This is a genomic window from Nocardia sp. NPDC051787 (assembly GCF_040681325.1).
In the GTDB taxonomy this organism is placed as follows: Bacteria; Actinomycetota; Actinomycetes; order Mycobacteriales; family Mycobacteriaceae; genus Nocardia.
This window is the reverse complement of the sequence record NZ_JBFAYO010000015.1, coordinates 80,539-98,456: the sequence shown is the minus strand read 5'-3', so window position 1 is coordinate 98,456 and position 17,918 is coordinate 80,539. Positions and strand designations below refer to the sequence as shown.

At 70.6% G+C, this 17,918-nt stretch carries 1 pseudogene; it reads left to right on the top strand.

Annotated features, from left to right (window positions below):
• Positions 1-10: 10 nt before the first annotated feature.
• Positions 11-17,918: pseudogene (locus tag AB0M45_RS17790) on the top strand (hypothetical protein); the annotation flags it as partial.

Sequence of the window (17,918 nt, the reverse complement as noted above, 5' to 3'; positions counted from 1 at the left end):
GTAATTGCGCATGGCTGAGCTGCCCGGATATCTGCGGTGGCTGGAATGGGTGGCCGGCTCCGACTGGCCGGCAGGTGACCCCGACGGCATGTGGGCCCTCGCCGGAGACTGGCGTACCGCCGCGGACGGTCTGCGCGACATCCTGGCCGACATCGACGCCGCCAAGAGCGCCACGCTGGCGGCGTATCCGGACGGCCGGGGCAGCGACGAGGCCATGAAGTTGTTCGGCGAACTGCGCAGTGGCGATCAGTCGCTGGCGAAGCTGGCCGAGGTGTTCGACAACGTCGGCGAGGGCGCCTACCAAGTGGGCACCGAGATCGAATACGCGCAGATCATGATGATCTCGTCGCTGGCGTTGCTCGCGGCGGAGATCGCCGCGGCCTGGATCTTCCCGCCGACCGCGCCCGCGGTGGAGGCGGCCGCGATCGGTTTCACGCGCATCGGGATCAGGCTGCTGGCCCAGCGCGTGATGACCAAGATCATCCAGTGGACCTCGCGATTCCTCGGCGAGAAGCTCGCCACCTTCCTCGTGCGCCACCTCGCTCTCGACACGATCATCGGCACCATGCAGGACCTGGGCATCCAGGCCTACCAAATGAACGCGGGGCATCGGAACGCGGTCAACTGGGAGCAGGTCGCGGTCACCGCGGTGAGCTCGGCGGCAGGCGCGGGTGCGGCGAGCCCGTTCGGTGACTGGATCGGCAACAAGCTCGGCCAGGAGATGCGGCCCTGGTTGCGCGGTGCGATCACCGGTGCTTCCGCGGGCGGGGCGGGCGCGGTCGCGGGATTCGGCGCCAGCGTGGTCACCCAGTTCGGTATCGACTGGGCGCAGGACGGCTGGGACGCGGCGGTCGCGAACGCGAAGAACACGGAGTTCGACCCGCGGATGATCACGGCCGGTGTGTCCAATGGCGCGATGTCCGGAGCGAGCCGCGCGCAGGCGGATGTGTTCTACCGCTCCCGGCACCCGGAGTGGTACACGCCGCCTGGGGGTAACGCCCCCATTCCGGATCCGCGAATCGGATTTCGGCCTGATGGTGCTGGTTTCGGTAACGACGGTGCGCTCACTCCCGCGGCCGGCAACGGAATCGCGCCTGGCTCCGGCGAACCGGCGAACGGCGGACCTGCCGCGGGCGACGGGTCGGCGAACGGGCACGGGGCGGGTGATGCGAATGGCCGGGGGGCTGGAGATCCGACGGCACATGGCCGGGGGGCTGGAGATCCGACGGCGAACGGTCGCGGTGCTGGCGACGCGACCGCGAACGGTCGTGGGGCTGGCGACGCGACCGCGAACGGTCGGGGTGTAGGCGACGCGGACGGGCGCGGGCCTGGGGACGCGACGGCCAATGGCCACGGGGCCGGCGACGCGAATGGGCCTGTAGCCGGGGACAATTCCGTGGGCGATCGCAATGCCGCGAACGGCACCACGGGTGACGCCGCCACGAACGGTCGGACCGCTGACGGGGACACGAGCGGGCAGACGGGTGACAGCACCGCGAATGGACGCGGAGCGGGCGACGACACCGCTGCCCAGACGCAGGATGACGGTGGCGGCACGCGTTCGGATGACCAGGTCGCGGCTGATCATCCAGCCGCGAGTGACATGCAGGCGCGCGGCGCCGACGATTCGGTGGGGCGATCGGAACCGGCCAGTTCCGACGCGGCGCGTCCTGGGGCTGACCCCGACCGAGGCGCGAGCCAACCGAGCGCGCCGAAGGACACGAATATCGCCGCGGCACAGCAGGATGCCGCTCCCACGCGCAACCCGGAGACGACGGCGTCGCACAGTCCCGAGTCCACTGGGACCCGCGTCAACGGCATCGGTATCGACGGCACTGTGCCGCGGACGGACGCTATGCCCGCAGGTCCGCCCACCCCGCAGGGACCGGCCACCGCCGCGCCGCCATCCGCGCCCACGCAGTCCATTGGACCCGCAGCAGCCACGGCCGGTGCAGCGAACAATCCGTCCGCCACCCCGACGCAGGCGGCCTCCGATACGCGCACGAATGCAGCCGCTACGAGTGAGCCGCGCACTCAGACCGGAGCTGGTGATCCGACGCGCAGGCCGGCGGGCGTGCCGGAAAGCCGCGCAGGTTCCGCGGAGCGCGCCGCCGGGCCCGCTGCCCGCGAAGGAGCGACACAGGCGCGGGTCGCCGACTCCGAGGCGCCCCGGACACGGTCCGCGGACGCAGCGCAAGCCCGTGGCCGCACGGACGCCGTCGACATCTTCGGAACCCGGGTGGACGCGGACCCGGATGTCTCGATTCCGCCGGAGAGTCTGCTGGTCGTCCCGCCGCTGCCTGCGGCGGACACCGGCGCGGGTCTGTCCTCGCGTGGCGGGCCGCGGGCCGACCCCGGCAGCGACACGAACAGTGTCACCCGCGCGGAACCGACCGGAACGGCCGAACCCGCGGTGCCGCACGTCGATCCGGCCAACCGGGGGGAATGCGCCAGGTTGGCGCTCGACGAGATCCAGCAGGGCACCGGCAGCGACGTCATCCGTGTGCCGGAGGAGCCGGTGGGTCCCGCGGGCATGTCGCGGAGCGAAGTAGCGGACGCGTCGGGCGCTCCACTGCGCGACGTCCCGGAGGCGGAGCCCGGCCAACCGCGGCACCAGCCGATCGCCGACGCGCTGCTGGCGCGGAGCGAGGAGGGCGCGCGCGCCCTGGTGGTGGACGAATACGCGGGCCCGACCGACGAGCACGGCGTCGGCGCGCACGCCTATGTGCTGACGGTGCGGCGGCATCCGCAGACCGGCGAGCTCTTCGTGGAGGTGTCCGATCCCGGCGCCGGTATCCGCGAGGGATTCCCGCCGCACGTGCCGAAGGAACTGCGCCGCGTCTCCGCGATCCTGTACGACGCGCAGGGCAATCCGCTGCATCCCGCTGGTTCCGATGCCGTGTGGTCCGGCGACCGGACGGGAGACCGGGACGAGCGCCGGGTCGGCGATTCGGAGGATCGGCGGGGCGATTTCTTCTCCCCGGAAGCGATGGCGGACGCCTTCCTCGATGTCGAGTTCAACGGCGATCGGGCGAGCGAACCGGCGCGGGTCCTGCACGACTTGCTGGTCCGGGAAGCTCGCACGGATCCGAATCTCGATGTGCCGCGCGGCCGGTCTTCCGACTCCGACGACATGGCGGTGGAACCACCGGACAGCTGGCTGAGCAGGCCGCCGGACGAGGAGGCAGCGCAGGTCTGGCAGGTGCTCGACCAGACCGAGGTCGGCCGCGCCGCCGCGGCGACATTGCGGGAGGCCGGGGCGGCGGTTCGGTTCGGCGAATCCGGTGACAGCGCGGTGCGGCCGGATTCGTTCAACGGCAGAACGATGGACGTCGTCGTCGGGACTCGGGACCGCAGCCAGTTGGCTCAGGCCGCCGCGGTGGTGCGGGCCGCGGCGCTGGCCGAGGCGGTGCTCGCCGGTCGAGTCGAGGTGACACCGGCGGGGATCCGGGCAATGGATCTTGCGGATCATGTCGCGGCGCACCTGCGTGCGGAGGCTGCCGCGTTGGGTTGCGAGGCCGAGTTCAACCGGGAACTGCGCACTGCGGGCTACGATCCGGCACCCGGGCCGCTGCCCGACGTGACGGAAGTGGCGTACCGCCGGGCGCTGGAAAGCACGTATCTCGATGCCTATGACGCGGCGGTCGCCGCCGCCCGCCGGCAAGATCCGAGCATCGACGCCGATCGGCTGCGGCGTATCGGTCGCGAGGCCGGTGTGGCGGACCTGCTGGCGAGCGAACTGTTCGATTCGCCGGACTATCCGGCCGCGGGGCACAGCCACCGCGATGTGGCGGGCCGGGAATGGGATGCCCAGCATCGCAACACCGCGCCGGACGGCATGCACGAGCATGTCCCGTCGTCGCCGGAATCCGCCCGGATATTGCAGCAATTGGTGCGCGAGCACGCGGCTCTCCTGCGGGAGATGACGCGGATCGATGCCGAATGGGATCGACTCGTGCGGCGCCTGCAAGGTGGATTCGGCGTTCCGGACGACCTGGTCGGACCGGACCGGCAGGCCGTGCTCGACCTGCTGATGGATCGCTCCAGGTTCGTCGTCTTCAGGAACTCCGATGTCGATATGCGGTTGCTGGCCGATCTGGCCGGGCGGCATGCCCAGGCCGAAACCGAGCGCACCCGGATCATCGACGCGATCTCCACGGCCGTTCAGCGCGATACGCCCGCGCCGACCGGACCTGTCCGGATCCACGTGGATGAATCCGGCGTCCTCTTCGTGTCTCGTGACGGCGCGGAGCCGGTGCGATCCGATGGACCGGCCGACGTCGCGCCGCCACCGGAAGCGGATCTGCCGAACAACCTGACGGCCGTCACCGATCGAGCGGAAGACGCGCTCGGCCGGACCCGGAAGCTGCTTGTCTCCAACGATTTCGGTCGCTGGGCGGCCGACGCGCTGGAGCGGCACGGGGTGCGCATCCGGTACAGCACCGAGCCGGAAGCGCGGGTCCAGCGAAGCGACGGTGGCCGATTCGACCTGGGCCGGGTCGCCGGCTACGACCCGGTCACGAACACCGTGGTGCTCGACCTCTCGAACAATGCGCGTCAGCAAGCGGTAGCTTTGGTGCACGCGGCCGTACTGGCCGATCAGCTGAGCGTGACCGAAGGCCACGCGCTGGAGCGGTTCACGCTGTCGCGCGACGAATACCTGGCCCTGATGCTGGACCGCCAGGCCGAGGCCCAGGCCGCGGGTTTCGCCTTCAGCAGGCAGCTGCGGGACACCACCGGTGCCATCGGATCGCTGGCGGACCCGTTGGCGAGGGAGTATCTGGCCGCGCACGAGCAGGCCAGGCAGACGGCGAGTGACATCTACCGCAGGCGGCGTTACGGCAATCGGTTCATCATCGCCGCGGAGTGGCTCGACGCGGCGGCGCACCGTGCCGGTGTCCGCGCGGTGCGCGCGCACCTGAGCGATCTCGGCCCGCTCGTCGACGGCCTCGACTACGCCCAGCGGTACGGGGCGGAGTGGGACCGGGCCCATGGCATCAGGCCCGGCCCGGACGCCGTGACATCGTCCGATGCTCCGCGGGCTCATCGCGGCGACACCCCCGCGATGCGGGACCAGCGCAGCCGCGATTACGCGCTGGATATCGAGACCTTCCGGATGCTGCGCGAGGCGGGCCGGTTCGTCCCGATCAGTCCCGCGGAACGCGCGTACGCCGATGCCTACGACAAGGCGTATCGCAAGGCGAGCCGGGCCGCCGCGCGTTCGGCCGACGCGCCGCCGCCGGAACGGGTCGCCTACGAGGCCGGGCGTGCGGCGCTTCGGCGCTACATCGACAAGGTCGGCTCGGAGGCGGCCGAAATCGCCTTCGACGTCGCGCGTTCGGTCGACAATGAGGGCCTTCGGTGGGCGAACCCCCGCCAGGAGGAGCCCAACGTCTCCGACAGCGCCCCGATTCGCGAACCGGCCCACACGACGCCCCAGCTGTCGGAGTCCGACGCCACCGACCTCGTTCGCCCTGCCGTCGAGGGGCAGCTGCGCCACGAACCCGGCGGTGAGCCGCTGACCGGCCACGTCTTGGCCTATCCGCGCCAGGAGGGTTGGGGCAGAGTCCCCCGATTGGTCGTCGTGGCCACCGAGGGGCGGCACCTGGACGCCTTGCGCGAGCTGGCGGCGAACCGGCCGGAGTACAGCAATGCGCTGTGGGACGGTACGCACTGGCTCGACTACCGGCAGGTGTCCAGCGGACCCGACGGTGAGCTCGTGACGGAGGAGATCACCGCACGCGAGGCCGAGGGACCGCAGCGCCGCCCGAACCGGGATGAGGCGGTCGCACAAATGCTCGCGCATTACCTGCGCTACCGCGCGGAAGGCCGGACCGACCTCGGCTACGACGCCTGGATCGAACAGCTCGACGGGGATGCCTTCTATACCAAGGCCGATGAGCGGGATGCCCGCCCGACGTTGAAGGCCTGGCGTGCGGCGGGCAGGCTCCGTGAGAACTTCATGGCGGTCGGCCACCGTGCGTTCCGAGCCGACCCGACTCTCGGGCCGCCGCATCCCGCCGAGGTGGCGCATCGGTTGTACGCCCGTCAGCTGATGATGCCGGTCCGCGGAGCAGGAGTCGGCCGACCGTCCGACATGCGGTTGGTGGTAGAACACGTCAAGGCCCGCGGAGAATCGCTGCCGATCAAGCTCCTCAGCGACGGTAACGGCGGGTGGCTGGTGCCGCCGCCGAGGGGTTCCGGCACGATCTCCGATGCCTTGGCGCGTCACTTCCAGGGCTTGTCGGACCGAAGCCCGGGACGGCTTGCGGCCCGGATCGGCCGATTACTGCAAGATGGTTCGGCGGACCTGAGCGAGCGCCGTGCGCCGCGTGGTGTGCTGGGCCGGGTCGCGGATCGGTTGCCCTTCGGATCGCGCCAGGATGACAACGCAGAGTCGGCCCGGACTGACCAGAAGCCTGCTCTGCCGGACCCGCAGGCCAGGAACCCGGACAGGGACACAAACCCGAACCGGCCGGATGAGATGGCGGTCGACGACGGCACGGGCCACGTGCCGGACCGGACCGACGCACCGATCCGGGACGAATGGTCGCGACTCGATCCGGAGCAGGTCAGCGAACGCCTGACCGAGCTGACGGGTCTCGAGACGTTCGGATTCGACTTGCCGGGCCTGGATCCCGAAGCGGTGCGCGAATACGCCAGAGCCGTCGCGGATATGCGCACGGCTCATCCGGATGTCGATCTGCGCCGGGTCGGTATCGGGCCACTGCGCGGCTGGGTCGCGGGACGGGCGTATTCGGCCATCGATCCGGCGACCGGCCGGACCTACACCGACTCGATCGTGCTCAGCGACCGCGATCTGTCGAATCCTGGCGCGTTCCGGGATCGCTTGCAGCGCAATGTAGACCGCGGCCGCTTCGACCCGAGTGTCCTCGACCGCCCGATGTACAGCGTGTTCGTGCACGAGTACGGGCACGCGATGGATCACGCGGGCGGCCGGGCGGTCCACGACGTGGTCGATGACGCGCTGCTGCGGCATTACACCACCAACCACGATCCGGCGACCGTCGAGGGTTACCAGGCGTGGTTGCGCCGGCTCAGCGGCTACAGCTTCGACGAGCACGGTGCACTCGACCCGAAAGAGGCGGTGCCCGAGGCATTCCGTGATGTGGTGCTGCGCGGCGCGAACGCCAGCGAGCCCGCCCGGCTGGTCTACGACCTGGTGCGCCGCGCCGCGGGCTTGCCGCCGGACGGTCTCGGTATCGCTCCGCGGCCGGATTTCGCTGACCCAGGCGGCATTCAGCAACCACCGCAGGCAGGTGACGACGGACTACACCGCGACGACGACGCCCTCGACGCGCCCGACGAGCAGCCCGTACTCGACGACGAATGGTCGCGCATGGACGCCGCCGAGATCCAGCGAACGCTGGAACAGCGGCATGGGCTCGAGGTCATCGGGTTCGACAGCCCCAGGGCCGATGTCGACGTCCTCAGAGAATTCGCCAGGGCGATCGATGAACGCCTGATCCGGTTCCCGCAGATCCACCTGGACAGCGTGCGGATCGAACCGCTGGAGGACGGAATCTTCGCGAAGACCGTCTCGATCCACCGGCCGGCCGACGGTCGCCCGCCGTATGCCGAGTCCATCATTCTCCATGAAACACTCGCGACGGATCCGGCGAAGCTGCGCCGTTCCGTCGCGCTCAATGTCGAAGACGGCCGGTTCAATCCGGCTTACAACCGCAGGCCCGTCTACAGCATCATCGTCCACGAGGTCGGCCACGCCATGGACACCTCGGGTTCGCCGCTGACCCGATTCCGCGTCGACTCGGACCTGGTGCGGCGTTACACCGCGACGCATGAGAATCCGACGCCCGCGGGCTACGACGAGTGGCTGCGCCAGATGCCCGGGCTGTGCTTCGACGCGCGCGACGCCCTCTACAACTCGGAGGCATTACCGGAAGGATTCGCCGACGTAGAACTCAACGGCGACAATGCTTCCGAGCCCGCGAAAATCCTCAACGCCGCGTTGCTGCGCGCGCTGGAGCAGCACGGGACACCACGTCCCGGAACCGGGACCCCACGCATCGACTCCGACGACATGGCGGTCCCACCGGACGACTCGCCGCCGCCCGAACCGCGGGACGACCGCTCCGAGTGGAAGCGGCGGATGGACGCCGAGCAGGACGAGTGGAACGCCCGGATGTACGCCGAGCTGGACGAATGGGTCGCTCGCATGCGCGAGAGCGAGGCGTCCCGCGGACTCGTCCCGCCGGAGGCAGTGCCCGAGCGGCCGGACAACCGTGCTTCCGATGACGCGGGCGACCCCGTAGCGGAGGCCGGTGGCGGATCCAGGAAGCCCCCCGGGGAACCGCAAGCGTCGTTCGCATCCGAACCCGGTGAGCCGGGCAGCGGGCGGCCCGGCTCGGCACATGAGGAGGCGGTTCGCGCTCATGCCGATGCGGTCGCCCGGCGCGATGAGCTGGCCGCGCGGGTCAGGGCACTCGCCGATGCGCTCCGGACCTCGGTGGAACCAGAAGACCTTGCCCCCGAACGGATTCGAGCGACTGTTGCCGACTTGTCCAGCAGGAAACTACTGCAGGAAGGCGACGACGCCCTGGTAGCGGAACTCCGCATGCTCGTGCTGGAATTCGAGCGCGCGGCCGCCGAGGTCGGCGAGCTCGCGGCGCGGATCGGCCTGATCGAGGAATACGACGGGTTGCTTCGGCAGCGCCAAGACCTCGTTCGCGAACGCGAGTTCGTCCGTGCCAAGGCCAACGAACGCGCGGCCGATCTCGGCCTGGACGATTCCACCGAATGGGTTCGCCGGGACGCGGATTCGCGGGACGAGCGGATCCAGGCGCTGCACGCGGGCGCGCGAACCGACGTCGTCGAGGTGAGCGGCGGTCTCGAAGAAGCCGACCGGCAGGTGCGCAAGCCGGTCACCGCCGAGGAGCGGGAACGGCGCACGGCGACGCTGCGCAAAATGGTGGCCGCGACCGAGGAGTTCACCACCCTCGACGAGCGGGTCCGCCGCGTGGACCAGCGCCTCACCGAGCTGGAGGAGGCGGGCGTCGCGCGGCACCGCCCGCCGTCCGACGAGGCGGCCGCCGAATTGGACCGGATGGCGCGGGAGCGGGCCGAAGAGCTCCGGCGGATCAAACCGCGGCGTGGCATGCGCGACGACCTCGCCGTCCGGCTCGGGGCGGCCAACGATTCGGGCCACCCAGACGAGGCCGCGCTGGGCCCGGACCGGTTGCGCGACACCATAGACGAGCTGCACGCGCAGGCGCGGGAGGAACTGCGCGACGGCACGCTGCGCGTCGACGAACTGCCCGCCCGGCTGCTCCAGATCGACGGGTTGGCCGATGCCGCAAACGATGTGAACCAGGCGCACAACCGGATCGGCCGCTTACAGGACGAGATGGCGCGGGCCGCCGGTGTGTGGCGGCGACTCGTCGAGGCCGAGGGCGGGCGGATGGTGACCGACCGGGTCGGCATCGTCGAAGGCGAGCGGCCGCGGATCATCGTGCTCGGCCCCCGCAGCGATCCGGCGGTGCCGCGCGCCGATCACGATCGCGCCCTCGCCGACGCGCTGCGCCGCGACGCCGCGGTTGCCCAGGCTTTCGTGCGAGAGGAGACGACGGTCGAATACCGGCAGGTGCTGGCCGATCGTGAGGGCAACGCGCGGACGGCGGACATGGCGCCGCCGGAGGTGGAACGTCTCAGCAGCGGCTGGCACGACGGCAGACGGCTGCACATGACCGCCTGGCGAGACGCCGAAGGGAACCTGCACCCGGTCGACCCGACCCGCCCCACCTGGACAACCAACCGGGACGGCGGCACCCTGCCGAAGAAGTACAAGACGAAGGATCTGCCGGACGGCGTGAGCGGGTGGGCGATGGAGGACGTCGTCAACGACATCACGCTGCCCACCGATGATGTTCCGCAGGGTCAGATCCCGGAAAGCTCGCTGCCGGTGCACATGCCGCAGGCTCCGGTGCAGTACGACACCTCCCATGTGCCGCCGGGGATGAGTGTATTCGCGCAGCATTGGGGCGCCGACTCCTACAACATCGCGCGCCTGATCCTGATGGCGGCGTTGGTGCCGAACCACCCCGCGGTGAAGGCATGGATCCAGCGTCATCCGGAGATCGGCGAGTGGGTGCAGGCGCGGCCGTGGCTGCAGAAGATTCCGCCGTTCGGCACGGTCTTCCGCGACTACGAATGGTTCGCGCCGCCGGAGCGCAATATCCAGCCGATGCATCGGCCGTGGGATCCGGCCGAGCACGGCAACCCCGCCGACCGCGTGGAGATCCCGGAATCCCTACAGCGCGAATGGGATGCGGATGTAGCCAACTGGCGCCGCGTGCAGGAATGGGCCGACAGCGAATACGACCGGTTCCTGGCCGACGGTACCGACGTGGACCGGATCGCCGAGGGGCTGGAGACGCATCGGCGGGCACGGCAGCAGGCGGCCGCGCGCGATGTGGTCGACGTCGTCCGAGACGAGCTGGTCTCGGGGGACCGCGGCGTCAACCCGCTGCTCGACGTCGACGCCCAGCTGTCGCGCCTGCAGGATGCGATCGACCGGGTGGCGGAGCGGCTGGCCGACCGCTTCGCCTCCGACGACCGGGACGCGGTGCGCGACACCATCGAGGACATTCGCGAACTGCTGTACTTCGGCACCGATCCCGACGCCATCGCGGCCGTCCTCGCCGAGCACATGCGCGAGGACGTCCCGGTGTTCACCCGCGACCAGCTCCAGCAGATCAAGAACCATCTCATGCTCGACGAGCATCGGGTGCGCGATTACACCGACCCCCACGGCGCGTATGTGCGGCGGCCGATGGACCGGCTCGCCGATGTCGCCGAGGCGTGGAATCGCCTCATGGCGGGCGAGCCGCTGCCGCAAGACCTGCTGCTGCTGCAAGACGCCTCGGCCGAGTCGGAGTTCCTGCGCGCCAATCCCAGTGCGGGCTGGCGTGAGGCGAACATGCACGCCATCGGCCTCGGCTACCACTGGGACGCGGACCGCCCGCCGCTCACCGATTGGCGCGCGGGCATCCCGTATGCGGTCGATCCGGTCGCGCAGAATCCCGCCTGGCTGCCGCCCACGTCGGGAACCGACGGCCCTGAACTGCCGCCGCCCGACGGAACGCGACCTGCCGCGCTTCCACCGCGACCGGACACACCGAGTTCCGGCGGGACCAGACGTCCTGAACCCGCCGATCCGAATGCGGCCGGATCGCCGGAGCCTGCGACGGGTCGACGCGAGACTCCGCTGCACGAACCCCCGGCGATTCGTCCGGACCAGGCGCCCGAGTCCGCGCCCGGCGAGACCGAGCCGGGCGTGCCGCCCGAGTCTTCGACCAGTCGTCGGGATGACGCGTCCGAGGACCCGGCGCGTTCGGCGAGCCAGCCGCGTGATGTGCGGGTGTGGCCGCCGCAGTCGCGGCAAACTCCGGGTCAGCCGGAAACCACGGATGCGCCCGACTCTTCGTCCGGGCGGCCGGCTGGGCCTGATGAACCGCACCAGTCCGCGACCGGTCGTCGGGAAGATGTGTCCGGCGATCCGGAGCGTGCGAGCGGTGAGCCCGGGAAGGCGCGGGTGCCGTCGCCGGAACCCGGCGAGACGCAGGATCCGTCGAGTTCCGCTGAGGGCCCTGAGACGAATGCGAGTGGTGGAGCGCAGAAGCCGCCCGGCGGGCCGCCGACGCCGGCGCCCCCGCCCGAGGATGGACCGTCGCGACCCGGGTTGCCCAGTGAACCCTCGGACTGGTTCCTCCGCATGCAGATCGAGCAAGCCGAATGGAACGCCAGGATGGCGGCCGAGCACGCGGCGTGGCTGCACGAGATGGCCGAGCAGCCGTTGCCGCCGGACGCGACGATCGTCGACGAGATGCGGCAGTTCGCCGCCCGGATGCGCGCGGAGAACGCCGATATGGCGGCTCGCGTGGCGCAGCAGCGGGTGCAGGAGCTGCGTGATCTCGCCGCCGCCCGCCGGACCGCCGAGCCCCGACCAGGGGTCCCCGAGTCGGAATCGTCCTCCGGCCGTCCGGACGCCTCGTCGCAGGCCGACGAGGATGCGGAGCTCCCGATCCGCCCGGACGACTGGTTCGAGCGGATGCGTGTCGAGCAGGCCGAATGGGAAGCCCGCATGGGCGCCGAGCGCGCCGCTTGGCTGCGGGATATGGCGGGTCTACCGGAACCCTCGGGCACGGAACCGACCGAAGGACGCCCTGCCACACCGGAACTCGGCCCGCAAAGGGGACCGGAATCCGCTCCTGGAGCCGGGAAACCCTCCACCGGGTCGCCCCGCTCCTGGCGACCCGGTGCACCGGTCGCGCCGCGCGCGGATTCCCCCGGGAGCGCGGCGGAGACACCCGCGCAACCTGCGCCGGAACCCGCTTCTTCGGACACACAGCCCGAACGAACCAGCGACACAATGGGTCCCGGAGAGCCGAGCGAGACCGACGACGCCCACCCGGATCCGGTGGACGAAAGTGAAACGGCCATCCGCGCTGACGACCCCACCCCTGTACGACGTGCGGGCGAGCAGACTGAGCCCGGGAAGCGGACACCGGACGCGATTGCGCGCACGGAGGTCGGGAACGCCGAGGAACCTTCTGCGCGGCAGCCGGATTCGGCGTCTCGGCACACTGGCGAGCCCGGTGACATCCGGGTGTGGCCGCCCGATGGCGCGGAGCAGAAGGTGGCGCCGGAACCGCATGGTGCGGGTGGATCGCAGCATCCACCGCACGAGCCGCCGAGCGCGGCGCAGCCCGAGCTCGATCCGAGTGGATGGCGGCAGGACGGACCGGCGCGCTCGCACCAACCCGTCACGCCGGAACTGCGCGACGCGCTGCCACAGCTGCAGCAGCGGATTGCCGACGCCGCGGCCGCCCGAGCGGCGGTTGATCGAAGCATCACCGAACGCGCGCGTTTGCTCGGTTTGCGTCCGGAAGGGATGATGCCGCACGAGATCTCGCGTGCGGTCGACACGCTGATGCAGACGGAGATCGGGCGCGCGGAGGCCCTGCGCAACCGCGAGCACGTGCCGCGTGAGGAGATGGTGCAGTACTTCGACGATCTTCGCGCGGCCGAGCGACGCGTCGCCGATCTCACGTCTGCCGTCCGCGCCATCCGGTCGGACCTGAACAGGCTGCACCAAGCGGTCGCCGAGGAGAACAACGCCAGGACCGAGGCCGGGATCCTCGCCGCTCGCGACGTGCTGGTCGCCGAGGGCGCGCGGATGGTCGCCGAGGGCGTCGGTGTGCTGCCGGACGGGCAGCGGGTGGTGGTGGCCTCACCGCTGGCCGAGCCGGATCCGGTGCTGGCGCAGGAGACCAGGCGGCAACTGACCGATCAGGGCGTGCGCATCGACTTCCGCCTCGTCACGGTGGACGAGAACGGCGTACACGTCACCACGATCCGGCCGCCCGAGGAGGGGCGATCGCCCGCGCGGCCCGCACCGGATACGCCCGGTTCCGGCCCCGCGCAGGGCGAGTCGCGTGCGCCCCGGCCGCAGTCCGAACCGCCACGCATCGCGGGCGAGCCGAGTCAGCGGTCCGGCGGCGAACAGCCACGTGAAAATCAGCGGTCGACCGACATGGATCGATCGCCTTCACCGCCGCCTCGCGCGGAAGCCGGAACCGCATTGCCTGCCCCAGAATCCCGGCCCGGCTACGGAAACGATCCGGACGCGGAGTCGTCACGTGCCGGGCAGCCCTCCGCGCCTGAGGACACCCGCACCGATCAGATCACACCCGAGGCACGGGCCGAACTCGAACGTCTGCGCGCCGAGCGTGCGGAAGCGGTCGCGCGCAGCGAGGAACTACGCGCCCTGCGTGATCAGTGCGCCGAACTGTTGCCGGTCGACTCCGGGACCGACCTCACCCCCGAGCGGCTCGACGCGACGTTGGCGGAACTGCGCGGCAAGACGATGCGGGTCGACGACATGGCGCGCAGGCACGCTGCCATCGATGCCCTGGAAGACGCCGCCAGGGCCTGCCACGAGGCGGACGAGCGCGTCGCCGCGCTGGACGAGCAGATCGAGACGACGTATCTGGCGGGAACACCCGAAGGCGTCTACCGCGCGTTGCTGCGTGAGCGTGCCGCCTTGGCTTCGGAACGCGAGTTCTGGCGGGCGAAGCGCGATGACCGGTTCTCTCGGTTCGACACCCCCGGCCGCACGATCCACGACCCGGACGAGGCACTGAACCAGGACAATTCGACGGCGATGATCGAGGAGCTGACCGCGGAGCTGGTCGGCGTCCGGGACGTCGCCGGTTTCGGTGACGAAACCGACACGCAGATCCCGGAAGTGGTCGGCGAGGCGGAGCGCGCGCAGCGCTTGGCGTCGATCTTCAAACTCCAGGCCGCCGCGGAGCGGTTCAACGAGGCGGACCAGCGGCTGGCGGAATTGGATCAGCGCATCGCGCGACTGGAAGCGGCAGGCGCGGGTCCGCATCGGCCTCCGGACCCGGAGACCGTGGCCGAGCTGGAACGATTGGTCGCCAAACGCGCCGAGATCAAGAACGCCAAGGACAAGTTCGCCGACCCGGAGGTCGCGCTCGCGGAACTGGATCGGCGCATCGACGCCCTGCGTGCCGACCTCGCGCGGCAACAGCCGCTGCTGTCCGCGGAGGTCGCCGCCGAACTCGACCGGCTCGGACGCGAGCGCGCCGACCTGGTGCTCGGCATCAAACCGTGGCGGGTGATGCGCGACGACATCGCCGCGCGCCTGCGCGTCGATCCGGACCGGCTGGGTCCGCATGATCTGGCGGACACGCTCGACGAGGTGGCCGGTCGCACCATTCGTGCCGATGAGGTGGCCGAACGGGCCAGGAATCTGGAGTTGCTGCGCGAGGCGGCCGAACGGGTCAACCGGGCCGAGAACGAGATCGGCAGGCTCCAGGACCGCATCGCCGAGCTGGGCGGCGCCTTCCGGGACGTCTTGGCCGAGGCGGGTGCGCGCCGCATCACCGATCGCGTCGGCATCGTCGACGGGGAGCGGCCGCGCATCATCGTCGTCGGTCCGCGTGGCGCGCTGGACAGTTCGCGCGCCGATCACGACGCGGCGCTGCACGACGCGTTGCGGCGCGATGCCGGCGTCGTGCAGGCGTTCACCCGGCCGGAGACGACCATCGAATACCGGCAGCTCATCGCCGATCGCGAAGGGGGATGGCGCACCGAGGATCTGGCGCCACCGCGCCGGGAGTTCGTCACCTCGCGGTGGCGCGACGGCGACCCCGGCATCCACCTGACCCGCTGGCAGGACGCCGAGGGCGAATGGCATCCGGTGAACCCGGACCGGCCCGGCTGGGAGCAGCGCGGGCATTCGGGGACCGTGCCGAAGAAGTTCTCCCCGCGCGATCTGCCCGAGGGCGTCAGCGGGTGGGCGGTCGATCCGTTCCAGGCAGCGCTGGTCGATCCGTTCGTCGACAATGGGCCCGGCGTCAACGCGGACTTGCTGCCGGTCATTCCGGGTGGCAAGCCGCTGGACCCGGGCGTGCCCACCTATGAGCTGCCATTCGCCGACGTCTTCTACAACACGATGCGGATCATCCTGGAGTCGGCGAAGCTGTCCGGGTTCACCTGGTTCAGCGACAAGAACCATCCCGGACGGATCCGCCCTGGCTTCAAGGGCCATCCGTGGTTCCGGGCGCCGCGCCTCGACGTGCAACCGATGGCGCGGGAGTGGGACGTCCGCGATGAGGTGCTGGACCACGGCAACCTCACCGAGCCGTTCCTGCGTAAACAGCGTGAGGCGCAGGAGAACTGGGCGCGGGTGCAGGAGTGGGCCGATGGCGAGTACCAGCGTTTCCGCGCCGACGACAGCGACATCGATGCGATCACCGACAACCTCGCCGTGCACCGCGAGGCCGACCGGACCGCGCGCGCACGGGATCTCATTGCCCAGATCGCACACCAGCTCGCGACCAGAGGCGAGTTCGACGTCGACGGGCTCGCGGAAGGCTTGGCCGGTCAGTTGCGCGACGAACAGCCGGGCGACGCGATGCAATTGGTCACCGACATCAGCGACGTGCTGCGCGAGGCCGCCGGCGTGGTCGACCTCGCGGATCTTGCCCGGCCGGTGGCCGATCAGCTCGCCGACAGCACGCCGGAGTTCACCCGCGACGAGATCGAGCGGATCAAGAATCACCTGATGCGTGACGAGCACCTGATGCGCGACCCGCGCGACGGCGTGCTGGTCCGCCGTCCGCTGGACGCGGTGGCCGACGTCGCCGAGGCATGGAACCGGCTCATCGCGGGCGCGCCGCTGCCGCAGGACATCTTGATGCTGCGGGACGGCTCGGCCGAGTCGAACTACCTGCGCGCCAACCCGACCGCCACCTGGCGCGACGCCAACCAGCACGTCATCATGATCGGCCTGGACTGGAATGCCAACCGCCCACCGCTGACCGGCTGGCGCGCCGGAATCCCCTACGCGCCCGCGTCGCTCACACCGGACCGCCAACTCCCACCCCGCGCGGACACACCGGAGCCGCCGCCCAGCCCAGAGCCACGGCCTGACACTCCGCCGAGCGCGCTTCCTCCAGCAGAGGATGGGGTGTCGCATGCGGACCAACGCCCCGAACGCTCGCGTTCGGAGATGCCGGGAGAGGATGCGGCTCCTGATGGTTCTGCGGAGCCGCTCCCGCGCCGTTTATCCGAAGACGCTGCCGCAGAAACTTTGTCCACCGGCCGTGCTGCCTCGGATCCGCCGCGCGGCGCGTCACCGGACGACGCCGTTACCAACCCGGTCCCGCGTCCGAACGCCACTCCGGAAACGGACACGGCGGCCGCCGCAGGTATTCCGCGGCCGGGGGACGACGCGTCTACGCACCCTGTCGCGCACGTCGGCCAGCCGGCCGAGCAGATGACGCCCCCCGATCCGACCGGCGGTGTTGCCAACCAGCCGGAGGGCGTGCCGGAGCGTTCGGTGGAGTCGCGTCGTCTGCTATCGGATTCGGGGACTGAGCACGGTGTCGCGCAGCCCACGCGTTCGGCGATCGAGCCGGGTGGGTCAGGCAGGCGTGCCGACGGCATCCAGGGCGCGGATATCACAGGTCCCGAGCCTGTTTCGCGACCCGCGGAGGACGAAGGAGCTACGGAGGCGGCCCGGCGCGCTGGCGAACCGGTCGAGCAGGTGGCGCCCCCCGAGGGAACGCAGGGCGCCGCCGACCGGTCGCGGCATGCGCCGGAGGAATCCGTGCGCCCGCGCCGTCCCGCCGACTCCGAGACCGACCGCGGCGACAGCGAACCGGAAGAAGGCGGTGCGGGCACGGTCGCGCCGTATGATCCGCAACCGCATCGGCCGGACTCGGGTACCGCCGCAGAACCGCTTGTGCGGCAGGATGTCACGCCTATCGCCGGTGACGAACGCAGCTCGTCCGATGGTGTCGGTCTTGCGGGGGAGGACTCCGATAGCGCTTCTTCCGAGCGGGATGGACCCCGGATGGATCTCTCGGAAGGAGAATCGGATTCGGATCGGGACGACTCGGCCGAACCAACCGAGGAAGGAACCGCCCGCCGCGACGAGCCGCGGGCCGACGAGGAAGACACCGAGTCCACGGAGGAGCCGGACGCGCAGTCGTCGGAGAACCCCGAGACGGGAGCACGCTCCGAGCGCGGCGGTACGCCCAACCCGCCGGGCGGAACCACTGGCGAGAACGGCGACGACGGCGCGGAACCGCCAGGCTCGCAGCCGAACCCGCAGGACACTCCGGGCCGTTCCTACCCGCCCGGTTCGTCGTTGCGATCGCACATCCCGCACCTACCGAAGCGCTACGACTTCGACATGCCGGACCCACTGCACATCCCGGTGCAGGACCTGCCACCCTTGCTTCCACAGCCACAGCCACAGCCACAGCCACAGCCACAGCCACAGCCACAGCCACAGCCACAGCCACAGCCACAGCCACAGCCACAGCCACAGCCACAGCCACAGC